Consider the following 21,902-nt stretch of genomic DNA (forward strand, 5'->3'; position numbering starts at 1 on the left):
CCCCGTGCTCGAGCACATTGTATGGATTGATTATGGCATACACTTGTAAAAAAGTGTTTATTCATGTCAATTTTTCTCACATAATACTTTCATTACATAAGTGAACTCGTTATCTTTAAGTCAGAAAATTCAAAATAGAGGAGGCGTTTTATGAAACTCTCAGAATTAAAATCAAGTGGTCATCCTAAGACATTGTTTGGTTCCTTTTTATATTTCGATGTGAGCTTTATGATTTGGGTTTTGTTAGGGGCGCTGGGTGCTTTTATTGCGCAAGATTTTGCTTTATCAACCGTAGAGAAAGGCATGATTGTGGCCATTCCAATTCTATCTGGTTCTTTTTTTCGGATTGTGCTTGGTTTATTCACCGATCGAATAGGACCTAAAAAGACTGCAGTGATAGGAATGCTTTTAACGACGATTCCGCTTATTTGGGGGTTTATCGCTGGTACAACCCTTTCAGAGCTCGTACTGATTGGGATTTTGCTTGGAGTAGCAGGAGCAAGTTTTGCTGTTGCTTTGCCAATGGCAAGCCGCTGGTATCCTCCTCACTTACAAGGAGTAGCCATGGGGATTGCAGGCGCCGGGAATAGTGGAACACTAATCTCCACCTTATTTGGTCCAAGACTTGCGGAGATTTACGGGTGGCATGCCGTAATGGGGCTCGCTTTGATTCCGTTAAGTCTTGTCTTTTTGTTTTTTATTTTCACTGCAAAAGATGCACCAAATCAGCCCGCTCCTCAGCCGATTCGATCGTACTTTTCAGTATTTCAAGTGAAATCGACATGGTTTTTCTGTTTGCTTTATGCGATCACATTCGGAGGATTTGTCGGGCTTTCCAGTTTCCTCAGTATTTTCTTTGTAGATCAATATGGGGTTTCAAAGATTCATGCTGGTGATTTTGTGACACTTTGTGTGGCGGCAGGCAGCTTCTTTCGGCCTGTGGGCGGTCTCATTGCCGATAAAATAGGCGGAATGAAAGTACTGCTTGGATTATTCGGAATCATCGGCATCTGCTTAGGAGGAGTGAGCAGTCTTCCAGCTTTACCTGTGGTCATTGCGCTTTTATTTGTAGGGATGATGTGCCTTGGGATGGGAAATGGCGCTGTTTTTCAGCTGGTGCCTCAAGTATTTCATAAAGAAATTGGGATTGTGACCGGAATTGTTGGGGCTGCTGGAGGCATTGGCGGATTCTTTTTACCTAATATTCTTGGCAGTTTAAAAGAATTGACTGGCTCATATATGTTTGGCTTTTTGACCATTTCCCTTTTTGTTCTGATTGTCTTCCTCTGTTTAGTCGTATCGCAGCTTAAACGTAAAAAAGTGTTGATCAACCATACCTAAAAAGCCATGACCACACGTTGGTCATGGCTTTTCTTTATATTGTAACACCCTTTGTTTGACCTATTTTGGCAGAACCGAACTCCCCATTAAATAACGGTCTACCTCGTGCGCCACTTGTCTGCCTTCATTAATTGCCCAGACAATCAAGCTTTGCCCGCGTCTTGCATCTCCCGCTGCAAATACGCCTTCTACATTTGTTGTATATTCCCCGTATTTTGCGTCAATGCGATTGTTTTTGCTGTCCACGCCAAAGTGTTTCACAAGCGGCTGTTCAGTTCCTTCAAAACCAATTGCAATAAAGAGGAGCTGAGCAGGCCATACCTTCTCTGTCCCTGGAATCTCATGAAATTCAAACTTCCCTTGTTCGTTTTTCACCTTTTCCATTTGAATGGTGTGAAGCTCTTTTAATTTCCCATTTTTATCTGCCACAATTTTTGTGGTTTGAATTGAATATTGACGCGGATCTTCTCCGAATTTTGCCTGTGCTTCTTCATAAGCATAATCCAGCGAGAAGACATAAGGCTGTTCTGGCCACATGTTATCCCCTACACGTGTATCCGGTAGCTTTGGATGCTTCCCGAATTGAACAACACTTTTTGCTTTTTGGCGAAGTGCGGTTGCAACGCAGTCTGCACCTGTGTCTCCTCCGCCAATCACAATCACGTCTTTTCCTTTTGCATCAATGAAGTTTTTGTCTTTAAATCCTGAATCAAGCATGCTTTTTGTTGCGAGGGTTAAATAATCCATCGCAAGGTGAATCCCTTTTGTTTCCCGGCCTTCAATCAACAGATCACGCTGCTTTTGTGCGCCTGTACAAAGGATAACTGCATCAAACTGCTCTTTCAATTCATCAGCAGTAATATCCACGCCGACTTCTGTGTTCGTCACAAAGTCAATGCCTTCTTGTCTTAGAAGTTTGACTCTTCGCTCGACCACTTCTTTGTCGAGCTTCATATTCGGAATCCCGTATGTCAGCAGTCCGCCAAGGCGGTCAGAACGCTCGAACACTGTTACAGCGTGTCCTGCTTGGTTTAATTGATCAGCACTTGCAAGTCCTGCTGGTCCTGAGCCGACAATGGCAATTTTCTTCCCTGTACGGTTTGAAGGGATTCTTGGTGTGATCCATCCATTTTCAAAACCTTTATCAATGATCGTGCGTTCGATATTTTTAATCGAAACAGCCGGATCATTGATAGCGACTGTACATGACCCTTCACAAGGTGCAGGACATACTCTCCCAGTAAACTCTGGGAAATTATTTGTTTTTTGCAGTCTTTCGAGTGCTTCCTTCCATCTCCCTCGATAAACAAGATCATTCCATTCTGGAATTAAATTGTAGATCGGGCAGCCAGACACGCCGCCCCTGATCTCCATCCCAATTTGACAAAACGGTGTTCCGCAATCCATACATCTAGCGCCCTGCTTCTTCAATACGTCATCTGTATAAGGAGCTGAATATTCTTTCCAGTCATTTTGACGAGCGAGAGGGTCACGTTCATTTGGCTTTTCTCTTTTATAATCCATAAAACCTGTTGCTTTGCCCATTGTCCTCTCCCCTTTCTTAATGAGCGAGGGCTGCTTTTTGCCCGTTTGCCGTTTCTTGATTTTTTGGTTTTGTGTTTGCTTCAAAGGCAAACATCACCGCTTCATCATGACTGAGGCCCGCTTGTTTTTGTTCTTCAATACTTTGAAGCATCATTTTGTAATTTCTCGGAATGACTTTGATGAATTGATCCTTTTCTTGCTCCCAGTTTTCAAGAAGTGCTGCTGCTTTTGAGCTGTTTGTATAATCAAGGTGTTCCTTGATCATTTGCTTTACTTCTAGTTCTTCTTCATGATCTGTGAGCTTTTCAAACATGATCATTTCCATATTGCACATTCTTTTGAACTGTTTTGCATCCGATGTATGGATGTAAGCCACACCGCCAGACATACCTGCACCAAAGTTTTTCCCAACGTCTCCTAAAATAACGACACGTCCGCCAGTCATGTATTCACAGCCGTGATCTCCAATTCCTTCAACAACCACATGTACACCTGAATTACGAACAGCAAATCGTTCACCAGCACGCCCGTTAATATAAGCTTTTCCGCTAGTTGCGCCGTAAAATGCAACGTTTCCTACAATGACGTTTTCATGTCCATTTTGTACAAAATGATCAGACGTTTTGACAGCAATTTTGCCTCCTGAGAGTCCTTTGCCGATATAGTCATTTGAATCACCTGTTAAATAGAGAGACATGCCCTTTGGCACAAATGCGCCAAAGCTTTGTCCAGCTGAACCAGTGAATCTGAGTGTGATCGTATCCTCTGGCAAGCCCTCTTCCCCGTAGCGCTTAGACACTTCACTGCCAGTAATGGTTCCGGCCACACGGTTAATATTGCGAATGTTCAATGATAGATCAACCGGTGTTTGATGATTCAGCGCTTCTTGCACATAAGGAAGGATTTCATTCATATCCAGCGATTCGTCAATTTTATGATTTTGCGGTGTTCTGAATGTCCGCGCTCCTTCTGGCTGATAAAGCAGTGTTTCAAGGTTTAGCTGACCTGCTTTCCAGTGAGCTTTTGCTCGTTCACTGACCGCCAGGACATCCGTACGTCCGATTAATTCATCCATTGATGTAAAGCCAAGTTCTGCTAAGATTTCTCTTACTTCCTCTGCAATAAACATCATGAAGTTCACAATGTGATCAGGGTTACCCATGAATTTTTCACGAAGCTCTGGGTTTTGTGTGGCAACACCAACTGGGCAAGTATCTAAATGACATGCTCTCATCATGACGCAGCCCAGCACGACAAGCGGAGCTGTCGCAAAGCCGTATTCTTCTGCTCCTAAAATCGCAGCCATCACAACGTCGCGGCCAGTCATTAACTTTCCGTCTGTTTCAAGAACGACTCTCTCGCGAAGACCATTTAACACAAGGGTTTGATGCGCTTCTGCCAATCCAAGCTCCCAAGGAAGCCCTGTGTGTTTAATACTCGTTTTCGGTGAAGCTCCTGTACCGCCATCATAACCGCTGATGACAATGACGTCCGCAGTTCCTTTTGCTACACCTGCTGCAATCGTGCCAACGCCGGCTTTAGATACAAGCTTGACACTGATGCGTGCATCACGGTTCGCGTTTTTCAAATCATGAATCAGCTGTGCCAAATCCTCAATGGAATAAATATCATGATGCGGCGGTGGTGAAATCAATCCGACACCTGGCGTAGAACCACGTACATCAGCCACCCAAGGATACACTTTATTTCCTGGCAGCTGTCCGCCTTCTCCAGGTTTTGCTCCTTGCGCCATTTTAATTTGCAGTTCATCTGCATTGACCAAGTAATGACTTTTCACACCAAATCGGCCAGAAGCGATTTGTTTAATTGCACTTCTGCGGTCATTACCTTGTTCATCTACTGTAAAGCGGGCAGGATCTTCTCCGCCTTCTCCGCTGTTACTTTTACCGCCAATTCGGTTCATCGCAATCGCAAGTGCCTCATGCGCTTCTTTACTTAAAGATCCAAATGACATGGCCCCTGTCTTAAAGCGGCGCACAATGGATTCAGCAGATTCAACCTCTTCCAGACGAACTGGCTTTTGTTTTGGCTGAAATGCAAACAAGTTTCTGAGGAAGCCGATTCTTTCTTCATCCGCTGCTTTTGTATATTGTTTAAATAGATCGTAATCTTCATTACGGCATGCCCATTGGAGCGTATGGATCGTTTTTGGATTAAAGGCATGATGCTCTCCATTTTTTCTCCACTGGAATTCACTGCCTGATTCAAGTGTCTGGTCAGCTGCTGCTTGATACCCTGCTTCATGGCGAAGTTTCGCCTCATGAGCAATGGTCTCAAGATCAATCCCGCCAAGCTGAGAAGCTGTTCCTGTGAAATACGCTTGAATGACGTCTTCACTAATCCCGACTGCTTCAAAGATTTGCGCGCCTCTATAGCTTTGCACAGTAGAAATTCCCACTTTGGACATGACTTTGACGACACCTTCTGTCACGCTTTTACCAAACTTTGTAACAGCTTCATCAAAGCTGATCGAAATCGCTTCGTCTGCAATCAGCTGTTTGTACGTTTCATAGACAAGGTAAGGGTGAATCGCATCTGCGCCGTAGCCAATCAGTGCGGCAAAATGATGAACCTCTCTCACCTCTCCAGATTCAACGATCAAACTGACCTTTGTCCGTAGACCTTGACGCACAAGGTGCTGATGAAGTGCACTTAGCGCAAGAAGTGGTGGAATCGGTACTTTTTCTTCTGTCATTTCACGATCTGAAAGGATTAATAAAGAGACACCTTCTCTGATCGCTTTTTCTGCCTCTTCAAACATCGCATCCAGCCCGCGCTTTAAATCATCGGTGAAAAGTGTATGAATGGTTTTGCTTTTAAAGGCATTATGAACAATCGTTTTCAAGCCGTTAAATTGCCCGCTCGTTAAGACCGGTGTATAAAGTTTAATTCTTCGGCATGAATATTCATTCGGATGTAAAATATCGCCTTCGGCACCTAACCAAGTCATGGTTGATGTCACGAGCTGCTCACGAATAGCATCAATCGGCGGGTTCGTGACTTGTGCAAACAGCTGCTTAAAATAATGAAAAAGAGACTGCGCACGATCTGATAACACAGCAAGCGGTGTGTCACTTCCCATTGAACCGATTGGGTCCTTGCCTTCCTCTAGTAAAGGAATTAAATACTTTTGAATGTCTTCATACGTATAATGGAACGCACGCTGACGCGTCAATAAATCATCCATTATACTAGAATTTTCTGAATTTTCTTCCGAGCGATTGACGTGGACCATTTCTTCATCGAGCCATTTTTGATAAGGAAGTTCATTCGCAATGGTCGATTTCACTTCTTCATCAGAAATAATTCGTCCTTCTTCTAGATCAATGAGCAGCATTTTGCCAGGCTCAAGACGATCTTTATACTTCACATCTTCTTCATTTGTGTCAATTACGCCAACCTCAGAAGAGAAAATGATATGATCATCATTCGTGACATAATATCTTGCCGGTCTCAATCCGTTTCGGTCTAAGATCGCCCCGATTTGTTTGCCGTCCGTAAAGGAAATGGCTGTTGGTCCATCCCACGGTTCCATGAGAGAACTATGGTATTCATAAAATGCCCGTTTCTCTTTCGACATGTGCGTGTTTTCCGTCCAAGGCTCAGGAATCAGCATCATTGCTGTATGAGCAGGTGCACGGCCTGCAAGCACAAAGAATTCAAAGGCATTGTCTAAAATGGATGAATCACTTCCGTCTGCATTCAGCACTGGCAAAATCTTGTCTAAATCGTCTCCGAAGGCTTCAGATACGAATTGTTGTTCTCTTGCTCTCATCCAATTGATGTTTCCTCTTAATGTGTTGATTTCTCCGTTGTGAATTAAGTAACGGTTTGGATGGGCTCTTTCCCATGTAGGAAATGTATTTGTACTAAATCTTGAATGAACAAGTGAAAATGCAGAAACAAATGTTTCATCCTGTAGATCAAGATAAAATGCATCAACTTGATCTGATGTTAAAAGCCCCTTGTATACGATGGTTTGACTCGAGAGACTGACAAAGTAAAATTGCTTTTCCTCTCTTGTTCCCCAGTTCTCAGCCTGTTTACGGATGACATATAATTTTCTTTCAAATGACAAACGATCTGTGATGTTGTCGTTTGCTCCGATAAAGACCTGTCTCACAACCGGACAGCTCTTCGCTGCGACAGTACCAATTTTTCCCGGATCGACAGGAACCGTTCTCCAGCCAATTAATGTTTGGCCTTCTTGTTTAATGAACCCGTTGATTTTCTGTTCGATGGCTTGACGCGTTTTTTCGTCATCATCTTTTGAAAAGAAGACCATTCCTACCCCGTAACGGCCTTTTTCAGGAAGTGCAAATTCTTTGCAGTTCTTTCTAAAGAAAGCGTCTGGCAGCTGTACCATTAAACCGGCACCATCACCTGTATACGGATCACTGCCTTGCCCGCCGCGATGATCAAGCTGGCACAGCATTTGTAATCCCTTTTTGACGATGCTATGTGTCGCCTCCCCTTTTAAATGGGCGTACAGTCCGATTCCACATGCATCATGTTCAAATTCAGGACGGTAGAGACCTTGTGGTTGTGGTAGTTGATTATAAGTCATCGTTTCTCTCCCCCGTTTAAAAGATCCGTTTTTTCACAGTAATAAAATCTCACAAACTCTGTAACTTATTTTAAGTTTTCAAATTGATATAAACAATATATAATTTAGATCAAAACAATCTCTTTTTGAGATAGATGGGTGTGAAGTGCAAAAATGGAGCTTCGTCAGTTACGTTATTTTGTAGAAGTCGCAGACCGTGAACACGTGTCAGAAGCGGCTGAAAACTTACATGTTGCCCAATCTGCCATCAGCCGGCAGATTGCGAATTTAGAAGAAGAACTTGGAGTGGCCTTATTCGAACGAGAAGGACGAAATATCAAATTAACGAAGATCGGCAGACAATTTTTAGATCATGTCAGAACTGCACTCAAAGCCATTGATTATGCGAAAGAGCAAATTGATGAATACTTAGATCCGCACAAAGGAACGGTGAATATTGGCTTTCCTACAAGTCTAGCAAGCCAAGTGCTCCCTTCTGTCATCTCCGCCTTTAAGCAAGAATATCCAGAGGTCGATTTTTTACTTCGTCAAGGATCCTATAAATTTCTCATTGAAGCGGTCAAAAATCGAGATATCGATCTCGCCTTTTTAGGACCCGTACCGACAAACGATTCTCAAATAGAAGGAAATATTTTGTTTTCCGAAAGCATATATGCCCTTTTACCGGTTAGCCACCCCTTTAGCGGACAAAGGAGTATTCATTTAAGTGATTTAAGAAGGGATCATTTCGTGTTATTTCCTGAAGGGTATGTGCTGAGACAAATTGCGGTTGATGCTTGCAAGCAGGCAGGCTATGAGCCTACCATTTCATCTGAAGGAGAAGATTTGGATGCGATTAAAGGTCTCGTCTCGGCAGGTATGGGTGTTACCTTATTACCCGAAAGCGCCTTTTATGAAACAACACCGCGATTTACAGTGAAAATTCCGATCGATTTTCCTCAAGTGAGACGAACGGTTGGAATTATTGCATCTAAAACGCGCGAAATGTCTCCTTCTGCCCATGATTTTTATGTGTTTGTGAAGGATTTCTTTTCTAAAATTGAACAATATAAATAATTCACTAAAACAAGACATTTCATTTGTAGAAATAATCCCTCTTTGTATATGATGGGTTACAGAACAAAAGACTATATGGAAGAAAGGTATTCGTATGAAATCAATTTTATCGTTTTTAAAGCCGTATCGGCTGTCCGTAGTGTCCATTGTCATTCTCACCTTTTTAAGCAGTATGCTCCAGCTGTATTTACCGACGTTAACAGCAGATATCGTTGATGTCGGTATCGTCCAGGGAGATATTGCTTACATATGGAAGGTTGGCGGCTGGATGGTGGCTTGTTCTTTACTTGCCATTTTGCTCACCATTTGGAAGTCTTACTTGTCATCAAAGACAGCACTTGGCTTCGGCCGTGATATGAGAAGACAGCTGTTTGTGCATGTCGAACAATTTTCATTAGAAGAATTTCAAAAGATCGGCACATCTTCCTTTATTACTAGATCAACAAATGATGTGAAACAAGTCCAAGATGTGACGATCATGATTTTACAAATGATGACGCGGGCCCCGCTCATGCTTGTGGGCGGAATTATTTTGGCTGTTTCCAGGGATGCTGTCCTGTCTCTTATCTTTTTAGCAGCCCTTCCCCTTCTTGGCGGATTCATCTATTTGGTGTCAAGAAAAGCCATCCCGCTATTCGGCCAGCTTCAGAAAAAAACAGACCGGCTGAATTTAATTATGCGGGAATCTCTTTCAGGCATCCGCGTCATTCGTGCATTTAACCGTGTGGATGATGAAAAGGAGCGATTCCAAGAAGCCAACACGTCCTATAAAGACACTGGTCTTAAAGTCAACCGATTAATGGCTTACTTGTTTCCATTTATGCTGATTATCATGAACTTCACGAATATCGGTATTGTCTGGCTTGGTGCAAACCGAATTGATGCCGGAGAAATGGAAGTTGGGAATCTGATTGCCTTCATTCAATATGCGATGATGATTTTAATGGCACTGATTATGCTGTCGATGAGCTTTATTATGGTCCCAAGAGCACAAGCATCAGCTAAACGCATGAATGAAGTGTTAAACATGGAACCAAAGATTAAAGATAAAGAAGAATCTATGACTGAGCTTCACGAGCCCGCCCATTCCATTCGCTTTGAGGATGTGTCATTTTATTACTCAAATGCTGAGAAACCGGCCGTTCAAGGTATCACGTTTGAAGCCAAAACTGGTGAAACGACAGCCATCATCGGAAGTACGGGTTCTGGGAAAACAACGCTTCTCCAGCTGATGACGCGCTTTTATGAAGTGTCAGAAGGCCGGATTACACTAGATGGTCTAGACATTAGAGAACTGCCTCAGGAGAAACTGAGAAACCAAATGGGCTATGTCTCTCAAAAAGCTGTTTTATTCAGCGGAACCATTGCCGAGAATGTACGCTTTGGCAAACAGGATGCAAGCGATCAAGACGTCTGGCAGGCGCTGCGAACTGCGCAGGCCGAAGAATTTGTTTTGCAAAAAGATGGCGGAATCGATGCAGAAATTGATCAAGGTGGTTCCAATCTATCCGGCGGCCAAAAGCAGCGGCTTTCCATTGCAAGGGCGCTAGTGCGAAAACCATCATTCTATCTGTTTGACGATAGCTTTTCAGCACTTGATTACAAAACAGATGCGAAGCTGCGGGCATCATTAGAAGCAGAAAAAGCTCATGCAGCCCTCATCATTGTGGCTCAACGAATCAGTACAGTGAAGCATAGTGATAAAATCATTGTACTTGATGAAGGGAAAATCGCAGGTATCGGAACACATGAACAATTATTAAAGGACAATCTTGTGTATCAAGAGATTGTTGCATCACAGGAAGGTCAGGAGGTGAGCGAGGTTGAGTAAGAAAATGTCTTCCGGCATGGGCCATAAAGGCGGCCACCCTAAAGGGCCAGCCGCAAAACCAAAGGAATTTAAGAAAACACTGCTTCGTTTGACAGGCTATTTAAAACCAAGAAAATTTCAGCTGATCATCGTCTTTATTGCAGCAATTGGTTCAACTGTCTTTAACGTCATTAGTCCAAAGCTGCTTGGGGATGCCACCTCTTCCCTATTTGACAGCTTTACGAATGGAACAGGCGTTCAATTTGATGTCATTTCACGGATTTTATTGCTGCTTGTCGCGCTGTACGTCGTTGCTTCCCTCTTTTCATTCGTTCAGCAATATGTCATGGCTGGTGTGTCTCAACAGACCATTGCTGAATTACGGCAGGAAGCAAATGACAAGCTCACACGTCTCCCCCTTCGTTATTTTGATAAAACAACCCACGGGGACACGCTAAGCCGTGTGATGAATGATATCGATAATATTAATACATCGCTTCAGCAGGCGCTCACCCAAGTGATTACATCTGTGATTACAGTCATTGGGATTGTCGTCATGATGCTCTTCATCAGTCCGCTGCTTACGTTGCTTGTTTGTTTGACGCTGCCACTCAGCCTGTTTGCGATTCGCGGCATTACGTCATTTTCTCAAAAGCATTTTAAAGCGCAGCAAAAAGAGCTTGGCACGATCAATGGACATATCAATGAGATGTTCACAGGACATCAGACAGTTCGTGCGTATGGCTACGAAAAGAAAGCAATCGATACATTTGATGAATTAAACGAAAGGCTGTATGAATCCTCAAGGAAAGCGCAGTTCATTTCTGGTTTAATGATGCCAATGATGACCTTTATCGGGAACCTTGGTTATGTGGCAGTCAGTGTAGCCGGCGGGATTCTTGTCATTAACGGGAATATTCGTGTCGGGGATGTGCAGGCGTTTATCCAATACACACAGCAAATGTCTCAGCCGCTTGTGCAAGCATCAAGCGTCGCAAACTTAGTTCAATCGGCGATCGCTTCTGCTGAAAGGGTCTTTGAAATCCTTGATGAGGAAGAAGAAAGTACCGAAGAAGATGCGGAAATTGATCTTGCATCACTCTCAGGCGATGTGAGCTTTGAACAAGTTCAATTCGGATATGAAAAAGATCATCCGATTATTAAAGATTTGAATTTAGATGTGCAAGAAGGACAGACGGTTGCCATTGTCGGACCAACAGGCGCGGGAAAAACGACCATCATTAATCTTTTAATGCGTTTTTACGAATTAGATCAAGGCTCCATACGCATTGGCGGTGTCAAAACAACTGACCTCAGCCGTCATCAAGTACGAGAATTATTTGCGATGGTTCTTCAAGATACATGGCTCTTTGAAGGAACGATTTACGACAACATTGCCTATGGCAGGCAGCACGTTTCCAAAGAGGATGTCATCAAAGCCGCCAAACATGCCTATGCAGATGATTTCATCCGCACGCTTCCAGATGGATATGACACACTGTTAACAGAAGATGCAGGCAACCTGTCTCAAGGTCAGCGCCAGCTGTTAACCATCGCCCGTGCCATTTTATCTGATCCAAAGATCTTGATATTAGATGAAGCGACAAGCAGTGTGGATACACGGACAGAGATGCATATTCAAAAAGCAATGAATGAATTGATGAAAGGCAGAACGAGCTTCGTGATTGCACACAGACTTTCAACGATTAAGGATGCAGACCTTATTTTAGTCATGAAGGATGGAAGCATCATTGAAAAAGGATCGCACAACGAACTTTTAAAACAAAAAGGCTTCTATGCAGACTTATATATGAGTCAATTTGCCGAAAATCAAGTGGGATAACACTAAAAAAAGAGGATAGACACGCATGTCACATGCTGTCTATCCTCTTTTCAATTGTCATCTGCTCGCTTCTTCACTTTTACACTGAGCTTCGTTATATACTCTGCTTCATCTTTAGACATGAGCGAATGAAGTAAATACTCCTCAAATACATCTCCATCCAGCATCATGCCCTCTTTCTCGATTTCATCTAACAAATGCGAATAAGCAGATTCGATCTCATCAAATGTTCCTTGATCATACATCACCGCATAGAGCCCGCCAGGTTTTTTGACTGCCCCCGGGCCATCCATTCGGCAGAACAGCTGATCTGACTGATGATAGTGCCGCTTACGGAACTGCTCCTTTTTTAAGACAGAACCATTTGCCGCAGCCCCTTTTATGCCAACTCCCTTTAAAAATTCCCCTACAATACGTGATATTTCTTCTACAGGTGTATTGAAGTCGATCGGGTTTGATGCACTTAGTACAACAGGTTCTTCTGGCAGCTCTTGAAACAGGACCTCCCCTATTTTCACATTTGCTAATTCATGTGTCGTCTCCATCACCCGCATAAGAAAAGCTTGGATGTCTTGAAGCTTTTCAATCTCTTGTTTGACCTTTTTTATTTGGTCGGCCGCTAGGCTTTGCAGTCTCTCGCGGGAAGGTTCTGTGAAATATTGTTTTAACTCTTTGATCGGAAATTGAACAGCCCGCAAGGATTGAATCGCAATAAAATGGTCAAATTGCTCAAGTGTATAGTAACGGTATCCATTTTCGTGAACACCAGCCGGCTTAAATAAATCGATTTTATCATAATACAGAAGCGTATCTTTTTTGACATCAAATAGCTTGGCAAATTCTCCAGTAAAAAACGTTTTTTGCACATCATTGATCATGATGAAGGCTCCTTTCTTGACTATGGAGTAACTCCATCCTTTATTATAACATCCAGAAACATCACTACGCATGGAAAGGATAAAAAAATGAACAAAATAACTCAACATGAAGTAACATTAGCACAAGCAAATAAAGAGGACTTCCCTTCAATGAAAAAAGAGCTCCAAAAAGCTTTTACAGCTGGTGTGATCGATGCATTTGGCGATGCGCATGATGGACCAATTCCTCCAGATGAAGTGATTGATGAATCTTTTCATTCGAATGAACACATTGTTTATCATATTATGCTAAATGGTGAAAAGGCAGGAGGCGTTGTGATCAAAATCAACCAAGAGACACATCACAACTCGGTTGATTTGCTATACATTTCATCATCCTTTCACGGCCAGGGCATTGGTCAGGCAGCATGGAAAGCCATCGAGGCGCAATATCCAGAAACGATTGTATGGGAGGTTGTGACTCCATACTTTGAAAAACGCAACATTCATTTTTATGTCAATAAGTGCGGCTTTCAAATCGTTGAATTTTATCACTTACACCATCCAGATCCAAACGCACCTCATGAAGCACATCAAGGCAATGAACCTTTAGCACCAGAGGAATTTGAATTTTTTAAATTTGAGAAGGTCATGAAACCAATAACAAATAATTGAGATCCTTTCAACCAAAAAGTCGATCCTTCTACTATTCGAAGATCGACTTTATGATTTTTATTAATCTAGCGTTATTTTAAAACCGTCATATGCAAACATCATATCCTCAGGTAAGTATTCACCTCGTTGAATGATGTCTATGTCATGTGATAAGTGTGTTAAGATCATTTTTTTCGGTTGTAACTTTTGTTTTAACTCCATTGCTTCATTCACATCATAAACCGACCTTTTATTGGGCGGCTGATTTTCTTTCCAGAAAGAAGTCCCGAATATCAATGAATCAAGGTGGTAGAAAGGCAACCATTGCTCATCAGTTACTTGAAAGGAATCAGATAAATAGGCCCATTTATATCCATTTATTTTTTGAACTAAAATTCCATAAGACGAACCGTTATGACCATGATTTACTTTATGAAAAGAAATTTTATTGCCATCACTTACCCATTTCGTTGTTCCTACAAAAGTTAGCCCTTTTCTATTGTTTAAGTAAGGAAATCGCTCCTTTAACTGATTAATTACATCTGGAGGACTCACTATTTGTACTTGTTGATTATGCCAGAAGCATAAATCTGCAAAGTCACCTAAACCACCGATATGATCGTTATGAGAATGAGTTATAAACACAACTGAAGGAATTGTTCTATTATTATAAGTTTGAAACTGGATCTTGAAATCGGGTGAAATATCGATAAGATAGCTCTTGTTGCCTAAATGAAATTCACAACTCGGTCTAGTTCGTTGATTGTCTGGTAAGCCCGATTTACAAACTGGACACTTGCATAACAATCTAGGTACCCCTTGAGCATCGCTTGTTCCGTAAAATGTAAGTGAATCCATCTCATTTCTCCTTTTATAACTCAGCTAAATTTTAGATTTATTCTCTAATGAAACTTGCTATTCTCCATAGTTAATCAAGATTTGTAACCAGACTACCAATTATAGTTTTAAAAGTAAATATATAGATTGTGATTTAAATATTCAATCATTCGTATAGACTCACTAAAAAACACTACCTCATAAAAAAGGTAGTGTTTCTTGAATCTTTCTAGCTTCTAATCTGACCGTCACCAGACAGAAGCAGCTTAGTTGTCGTGAGTGCAGGAAGTCCCATTGGCCCTCTGGCGTGCAGCTTTTGCGTGGAGATGCCGATTTCAGCTCCATAGCCAAGTGCACCGCCGTCTGTAAAGCGAGTCGATGCGTTATGATAAACAGCCGCTGCATCGACTTCGTTTAGAAACGTGAGTGCATTTTTTTCATCTTCTGTCACGATCGCTTCTGAATGTTTTGTGCCGTACTGATCGATATGGCTGATGGCTTCCTCAACTGAATCGACTACCTTTACTGCAAGATCCAGACTTAAATACTCATCTGTCCAATCCACTTCCCCAGCAGGAACCGCGTTTGAGAAGTAAGACTCTGCTGCCTGGTCGCCATGTACAGTGACACGATGCTCCTGCAAAGCTTCATTTAATGAGGCTGCATTCTCTTTCAGCCAATCGCGATGAATGAGCAGCGTCTCAAGTGCATTACATACAGCCGGACGATTCGTTTTTGCATTGATCACAATCTCAATGGCTTTTTTCACATTCGCGGTTTGATCAATAAAGACATGACAGTTTCCTGTCCCTGTTTCAAGCACTGGGATAGTGGATTCTTCTACCACCGTTTTGATTAACGAAGCTCCGCCTCGCGGAATTAACACATCGATCCATTCTTTTAGTTGAAACATCGCCTGAACCGATGAACGATCTGTTTGTTCAATCAATTGCACCGCATCACGAGGAATCTTTGTTTGATCCAATGCTTCATGGATTACACTGACGATGGCTTTGTTGGAAGAAATAGCGGAGGAACCGCCTTTTAAAATCACTGAGTTGCCTGCCTTAAGGGCAAGGCCTGCTGCATCGACAGTGACGTTCGGTCTCGCTTCATAGATCATCCCGATCACACCGAGCGGTACTCTTCGGCTTTTTACGTGTAAGCCGTTATCAAGAGTCCATTCATCCAATATTTCTCCAACAGGATCTGTTAATCTCGTCACGAGCCGCAAACTTTCAGCAAACTCATGAATTCTTTCTTCATTTAACATTAATCGATCCAAGAGTGCCTCTGAGAAGCCTTTTTCTTTCCCGGCATTTAAATCTTTTTGATTCTCCTGTAAAATAAAGCGGCTGTTTTGCTCTAATGCTTCTGCCATTTTAAGAAGCGCGTTATTCTTTTCCTCTGTTTGAAGTAAACTTAGTTTTTTTGAAACATGCTTTGCTTTTTTCGCTTTTTCTTTGACCGATGTGACAACTTCAGCTGTCAGTGTCATGGAATTCCTCCCTTTTGGTTAACAAACTGGAATCGATAAATCTAAATGACAAACAAATGCTTCAAGATCGACGACATGCACGATCTCATCTTGTAACAAATCACTCTTACGTGCGAGTTCATCTGACGCATAATTCACAATGCCAAGACCTATTTCTCTTCCATCTTGATCTAAAATACGGACAACATCGCCTTTTTTAAACGAACCTTTTACGTTGACAATCCCATCAGAATCAAGGCTTCCCTCTCGGTGCATAAGGAATTCCTGTGTTTTCTCTTGAACCACGATCTCACCCTTTGGTCCAGAATGAAAGGCAATCCACTGCTTCTTATAATTGAGCGGCGCTACATTTTCGTCAGCGGTAAAATAAGTACCGTCCTCTGTCCCATTGATGGCTTTGTCTAAAATGGCAGGCGTATCTGCTTTTCCTAAAAAGCCGTTGATCCCTGCGGCCATTGATATTTTAAACGCATCGAGCTTTGATTTCATTCCGCCTGTACCTACGCTGCTGCCTGCGTCTCCAGCAGCTGCTTCGATGTCTTCTGTGATGTCTGTCACTTCAAGAATTCTCTTCGCGTTTGGATTTGTATGAGGATTATCTTCATACAAGCCATCAATATCAGATAAAATGGCAAGGAAATCCGCATCAATGAGTCCAGCTACTTTTGCAGACAATGTATCGTTGTCTCCAAACTTCAACCGATTGATCGTCACTGTATCATTTTCATTAATAATTGGGATGATGCCTCGATCTAATAACACGTTCATTGTGTTACGCACATTTTGATAGCGCGTTTCATCAGAAAAATCACTTCTTGTAATTAAGAGCTGTGAGGCAATATAACCGTGTGATAAAAATAAAGTAGAATATGATTCCATTAAAAGCCCTTGCCCAATTGAGGCAGATGCCTGCTTTTCCGGCAGTGTTTTGGGTCTATCAATAAATCCTAGTTTTCGGTAACCAGCTGCAACCGCACCAGATGAAACCAAAATGACTTCGTGTCCTTCATCTTTGAGTTTCACAATTTGATTGACGAGGTTTTCTAGTTTTTTCAAACTAATCTCACCTTGAAAGCTAGTAAGAGAGCTGCTTCCAATTTTCACAACAATTCGTTTTCTCTCTTTATCTGCGTACACCTAATCACTCCTGTACCTGAGCTCTATTTATATAGATACTTTTTGTTTTTGCTGATTGCTTATCTCTTTTGATCGATTGGCAGCATGTTTGACAGCCTGCTTGATCGCTTCTCCTCCGCCAAAATCATCTAATGCATTGAGTCCTGCAGCAGTTGTTCCATTTGGTGACGTAATTTTCTCTCTTAAGACAGAAGGATTTTCCTCTGTTTCTTGCAGCATTTTTGCCGCACCGAGGAGTGTCTGCGCGCCAATTTGGCGAGACAATTCCTTTGATAAACCTGCCTCTTCTCCTGCTTCTTCGATTCTTTCCATTAAGAAATAAAAGTAGGCGGGCCCGCTTCCAGCAATTCCAGTGAAAATATCCATTTGCTCTTCCTGAATGGTATAGACTTCGCCCATTTCAGATAAAAGAGCCTGGCTTATGCTCATATGGTCGTTTTTCACGTAACGTCCAGCAGATAAAGCAGTCGCTGACGCCCCGATCGTACTTGATGTATTTGGCATGACCCTCATAACAGGCTGGCCTTCGTGCAGCATGTCTTCAATATACGATAGCTTAACACCTGCAAGGACAGACATGATGATTTGATCTGGCCGAATATGAGGTTTTAATGATTCAAGGGCTGCTTCAGCATCCTTTGGCTTCATGGCCAGGATCAACATATCCATTTCTTCAAAAGGAAATGAATCCATTGCGGCTGTTTGGATTCCGTATCGTTTCGTTAGTTCATTCAATCGAAGTTGATTTTGTCTGTTTGTGGCGTAAATTTGGTCTAGCGGCATCTGTCCTGATCGCACAATCCCTGCAATCATTCCTTCCGCCATAGAACCTGCTCCAATGAAAGCAACTTTCTTTTGATCAATGATATTGATCCTCTCCCTTGTTCGCTTTTTGTTCGTGTTTTTCGCACGTAAGTAATCGTAACATGATGAGAAATCGTGTCAAGAAAGAGCCAGCGCTTTTCAAAAGTCCCGAATGGATGGCCGGAAGCTTGCTGCAAGTATGTTAGCCGTGTTTTTCAAATACAGCGATTTAGATCAAAAGAACTATGATCATTTGAATCATAGGGCCCTTTCGTTCGACTGGATTCACCATTTTATTTTTGGTTTCGGTGACTTCAATTCTATTTTTCAGAAAGCGCTCTCATTTTAATGACTTTCTATTTTCCTATATAGTGAATGTGCTTGAATCTTTCGATTAGACTATTGACATATTTTAGAAAACATGTCCGTTGAAATGATATTTTACTGGTGATACCGTGAAAGAGAAATCATGTGAAAAAGGAGCGTTCATAATGAAAGTGAAAGAAAACTATGTCAATGTGATTCCAATGAAAGAAATCCGTTCTACCGATGACCTTCTTTTCCCATTCCCAATTTACAATGAGCTGCGTGCAGAGAGTGATATTAGATATGATGAGACAAGAAAGTGCTGGGATCTCTTTCGATATGCGGATATCCAGTCTGTTCTAAAGCAGCCTAAAGTGTTCTCTTCACAGCGAGGAAGAAGCACGTCTAAAACAAGTATTTTAACGATGGATCCTCCAAAACATACAAAGATGAGAGCGCTTGTGAATAAAGCGTTCACCCCAAAAGCGATCAAACAATTAGAAGATAAGATCAAAGACCTGACACATGATCTATTAAATCAAGTCAAGGATCAACGTACGTTTGATATTGTGCAAGATTTAGCAGCTCCCCTGCCAGTAATGATCATCGCTGAGCTTCTCGGTGCAGAGGTGCAGGACAGAGCGCTGATTAAAAAACATTCTGATGCCCTTGTGGCAGGCGCTAAGGATGAATCAAAGGAAGCCATTCAGGCTGTTGTAGATATGCAGAAACGCGCTGAAGAGGAGCTGTCCGTTTATTTTGCTCATTTGATCAAAAAACGAAAAGAAACACCTGCCGATGACTTGATCTCGCTTCTTATTCAAGCGGAAATCGATGGAGAGCGTTTAACGGAGAATGAACTGCTTGGCTTTTGTATTCTACTACTCGTTGCAGGCAATGAGACAACGACCAATTTAATAACCAATGCCGTACGACTGCTGACAGAGCAGCCGCATATCGCTGAATCAGTTCGGCAGGACCCCTCTCTTATTCCTCAATTGACTGAGGAAACGTTACGGTATTATCCCCCTGTTCAAGCCATTGGCCGAATCGCCGCAGAAGATGTTGAAATTGCAGGCGCACGCATTGAAAAAGGAGACTACCTCATAAGCTGGGTTGCTTCGGCAAATCGGGATGAACAGAAGTTTGAAGATCCAGATACGTTCCGCCTTGACCGAAAATCAAATCCTCATATAAGCTTTGGGTTTGGCATTCACTTTTGTCTCGGTGCACCGCTTGCCCGGCTTGAAAGCAACATTGCGCTTGACGTTTTACTCCATACGTTTCAAGACATCACCTGCGCTACAGATGAGCTAAAACCTATTCAAAGCACGTTTGTTTTTGGGGTAAAAGAATTTCCTGTACAAGTCACCCGTTTTTAAAAGTCCCTTTTTCAGGGGCTTTTTTTCATTTTCTTCAATTCATCATCTCTTTCTTACCTTCCACCTCCGAACATGCTAAAATAAAGTCCATACAAAGTGATAACGGAATGCAGAAAGGAAGCCGAAAACACATGACCGATTATACAGCGATGAAAGACGGAATATTCAAATCAGTTTGTTCGTTAGACTGCCCGGATCAGTGCGGTCTTTTAATACATAAAGAAAATGGAAAGATCGTGAAAGTGCAGGGAGATCCGGACCACCCTGTCACACAAGGAAATATATGCAACAAAGTGCGTAATGTCACAGCCCGTTTATATGATGAAAAAAGACTGACCACTCCTTTAAAACGTGTTGGCCAAAAAGGCGAAGGTCAGTTTGCACCGATTACGTGGGAAGAAGCCATTGAAACCATTCGGCAAAAATGGACAAAGTTGATCGAAGAAAAAGGACCAGAAAGCATTCTGCCTTACAGCTTCTATGGAAACATGGGCAATCTCAACGCAGAAGGAATGGACCGCCGCTTTTTTTATCGTCTTGGTTCAAGTCAGTTAGACCGGACAATCTGTCAGTCAGCAGGAACGACTGGCTATAAATATACAATGGGCGCAAGCATTGGGACAGATCCTGAAGAAACCATTCATACGAAACTATTTATCTTTTGGGGCATCAATGCCGTGTCGACAAATATGCACCAAATCACCTTGGCACAAAAAGCACGAAAGCAAGGAGCGAAGATTGTCGTAATTGATGTTCACAAGAACCAAACCGGCCGGATGGCAGATTGGTTCATTCCGCTTCGGCCTGGTACTGACAGTGCACTTGCCCTTGGCATCATGCACGTCCTTTTTAAAGAGGAACGTACAGATGAAGCCTTTTTAGAGGCTTACACGGTCGGCCATAAGGAGCTGCGCGAGCATGTAAAGCAGTATGATCCAGACACAGTTGAGCGGATCACGGGTGTTCCTAAAGGCGATATCATTACACTTGCAAGAATGTACGCTGAGACATCGCCCTCTCTTATTCGCATTGGGAATGGTTTACAGCACCATGATAATGGCGGGATGAGTATTAGAACCATTTCCTGCCTCCCTGCCCTGACTGGTCAATGGCTGCACAAGGGCGGCGGAGCGATGAAATCAAACTCTTCTTTTCTCAGTTATAATGAAACAGCTCTTCAGCGGCCGAATTTATTAAAAGAACGCACGCCTAGATCATTTAATATGAATCAGCTGGGCAGCGTGCTGACAAACGCAGAGCCTTCCGTTGATTCTCTCTTTATCTACTCGTGCAACCCAGCGGTTGTGACACCTGAAGCGAATAAAGTCAGAGAAGGTTTGCTGAGAGAGGATTTATTTACAGTGGTTCATGATTTATTCCTGACAGAAACAGCGGCGTATGCAGACATTGTCCTGCCGGCGACATCAGCCTTTGAAAACGAGGATTTTTATACGTCATACTGGCATCATTATATTCAAATTCAGGAGCCCGTAATTGAACGCTACGGAGAAAGCAAATCCAATACTGAAGTATTCCGCCTGCTTGCCCATGCGATGGGCTTTGAAGATGAAGCCTTCCGCGAGACAGATGCTGAACTGATGGAACAAGCTCTTCATCATCCAGAAAATCCGCATTATGAGGACATTTCATACGAAGCATTAAAAGAAAAAAAATGGATCAAAGCGAAACGTGGACCTTTCCAGGAATTAAAGCTTCAAACCCCAAGCGGGAAAATTGAGCTTTATTCTGAACAAATGAAAAAAGACGGGTATCCAGCACTTCCAACCTATGTGCCCCTTTATCAGGAAAGCGATTATCCGCTTACCTTTATACCGGGACCGAACCATAACTTTCTGAATTCCACCTTCTCACTTCATGAAAAGCATCAAAAGCTTGAGAAATTTCCGAAGCTTCACATGAATGAACAGGATGCAAAGGAAAGAAAAATTGAAGATGGTGACATGGTACGTGTGTTGAACGACCGAGGAGAGTGTGAGCTTGTCGTGTCAGTCGGTCAAAATGTATTATCTGGTGTTGTGGTCAGTCAAGGATTATGGGCAGATCAAAAAGGCAAGAAGCATTTAGTGAATGGATTAACACCTGATCGATTGGCAGATATGGGCGGCGGCGCGACGTTCTTTTCTGGCAGAGTGGAAGTTGAAAAATTATCATAGAAAAAAGCCAGCCATTTTTTAGACTAACCTAGTCAAATGGGACATAAAAAAACACCCTTCAAGTGATACA

The 21,902-nt window shown here is 42.5% G+C and carries 14 protein-coding genes; 7 read left to right on the forward strand and 7 right to left on the reverse strand.

All coding sequences use genetic code 11. The annotated features are described in order from the left end of the window. The first annotated feature begins 150 nt into the window (after positions 1–150). Positions 151–1,341, forward strand: a complete 1,191-nt coding sequence (locus M1D81_RS09750; protein WP_456267048.1) for an MFS transporter — start codon at positions 151–153, stop codon at positions 1,339–1,341. Between the two features lie 60 nt (positions 1,342–1,401). On the opposite strand, the gene gltD is transcribed toward M1D81_RS09750, so the two are convergent. After that, on the reverse strand, positions 1,402–2,886 hold the full coding sequence (gltD, locus tag M1D81_RS09755) for a glutamate synthase small subunit (protein WP_456267047.1): 1,485 nt from the start codon (positions 2,884–2,886) through the stop codon (positions 1,402–1,404). Positions 2,887–2,902: 16 nt separating this feature from the next. Further along, positions 2,903–7,474 carry a glutamate synthase large subunit gene (gene gltB / locus M1D81_RS09760; protein ID WP_456267046.1) on the reverse strand — a complete coding sequence of 1,524 codons (4,572 nt, stop codon included), beginning with the start codon at positions 7,472–7,474 and terminating at the stop codon, positions 2,903–2,905. Positions 7,475–7,627: 153 nt separating this feature from the next. Here gltB and M1D81_RS09765 point away from each other — a divergent pair, with 153 nt between their 5' ends. The 3 genes from M1D81_RS09765 (at position 7,628) to M1D81_RS09775 (ending at position 12,183) form a co-directional block, all read left to right on the forward strand. Beyond that, positions 7,628–8,530, forward strand: coding sequence for a LysR family transcriptional regulator (locus M1D81_RS09765; protein WP_024422648.1), 903 nt, complete (start codon positions 7,628–7,630; stop codon positions 8,528–8,530). A 94-nt stretch (positions 8,531–8,624) separates the two neighbouring features. Beyond that, a complete protein-coding gene (locus M1D81_RS09770; protein ID WP_456267045.1) occupies positions 8,625–10,361 on the forward strand; it encodes an ABC transporter ATP-binding protein in 1,737 nt (578 codons plus the stop codon). Further along, the gene (locus M1D81_RS09775; protein ID WP_456267044.1) at positions 10,354–12,183 is read left to right on the forward strand and encodes an ABC transporter ATP-binding protein; all 1,830 of its coding nucleotides are present in this window, start codon (positions 10,354–10,356) and stop codon (positions 12,181–12,183) included. Before M1D81_RS09770 ends, M1D81_RS09775 begins: the two co-directional genes overlap by 8 nt. A 50-nt stretch (positions 12,184–12,233) precedes the next feature. Here M1D81_RS09775 and M1D81_RS09780 read toward each other — a convergent pair whose 3' ends face one another. Further along, complete coding sequence (locus tag M1D81_RS09780; RefSeq protein ID WP_025093145.1) at positions 12,234–13,061, reverse strand: MerR family transcriptional regulator; 828 nt, start codon at positions 13,059–13,061, stop codon at positions 12,234–12,236. Positions 13,062–13,148: 87 nt separating this feature from the next. On the opposite strand from M1D81_RS09780, the gene M1D81_RS09785 reads away from it, so the two are divergent. After that, positions 13,149–13,715, forward strand: coding sequence for a GNAT family N-acetyltransferase (locus M1D81_RS09785; protein WP_456267043.1), 567 nt, complete (start codon positions 13,149–13,151; stop codon positions 13,713–13,715). A gap of 60 nt (positions 13,716–13,775) precedes the next feature. On the opposite strand, the gene M1D81_RS09790 is transcribed toward M1D81_RS09785, so the two are convergent. The 4 genes from M1D81_RS09790 to proC form a co-directional block, all read right to left on the reverse strand. Further along, a complete protein-coding gene (locus M1D81_RS09790) occupies positions 13,776–14,552 on the reverse strand; it encodes an MBL fold metallo-hydrolase (protein ID WP_456267042.1) in 777 nt (258 codons plus the stop codon). A 208-nt stretch (positions 14,553–14,760) separates the two neighbouring features. Beyond that, complete coding sequence (locus M1D81_RS09795) at positions 14,761–16,029, reverse strand: glutamate-5-semialdehyde dehydrogenase (RefSeq protein WP_456267041.1); 1,269 nt, start codon at positions 16,027–16,029, stop codon at positions 14,761–14,763. An 18-nt stretch (positions 16,030–16,047) separates the two neighbouring features. Then, positions 16,048–17,166, reverse strand: a complete 1,119-nt coding sequence (gene proB / locus M1D81_RS09800; protein WP_456267040.1) for a glutamate 5-kinase — start codon at positions 17,164–17,166, stop codon at positions 16,048–16,050. A 27-nt stretch (positions 17,167–17,193) separates the two neighbouring features. After that, positions 17,194–17,991, reverse strand: coding sequence for a pyrroline-5-carboxylate reductase (gene proC, locus M1D81_RS09805; protein WP_456267039.1), 798 nt, complete (start codon positions 17,989–17,991; stop codon positions 17,194–17,196). A gap of 470 nt (positions 17,992–18,461) precedes the next feature. On the opposite strand from proC, the gene M1D81_RS09810 reads away from it, so the two are divergent. Beyond that, positions 18,462–19,658 carry a cytochrome P450 gene (locus M1D81_RS09810; RefSeq protein WP_456267038.1) on the forward strand — a complete coding sequence of 399 codons (1,197 nt, stop codon included), beginning with the start codon at positions 18,462–18,464 and terminating at the stop codon, positions 19,656–19,658. 131 nt (positions 19,659–19,789) lie between these two features. Continuing rightward, entirely contained in the window at positions 19,790–21,832 is a 2,043-nt protein-coding gene (locus M1D81_RS09815; protein WP_456267037.1) for a molybdopterin oxidoreductase family protein, read from the forward strand. Positions 21,833–21,902 lie beyond the last annotated feature (70 nt).

This window comes from Bacillus sp. JZ105, assembly GCF_053903125.1.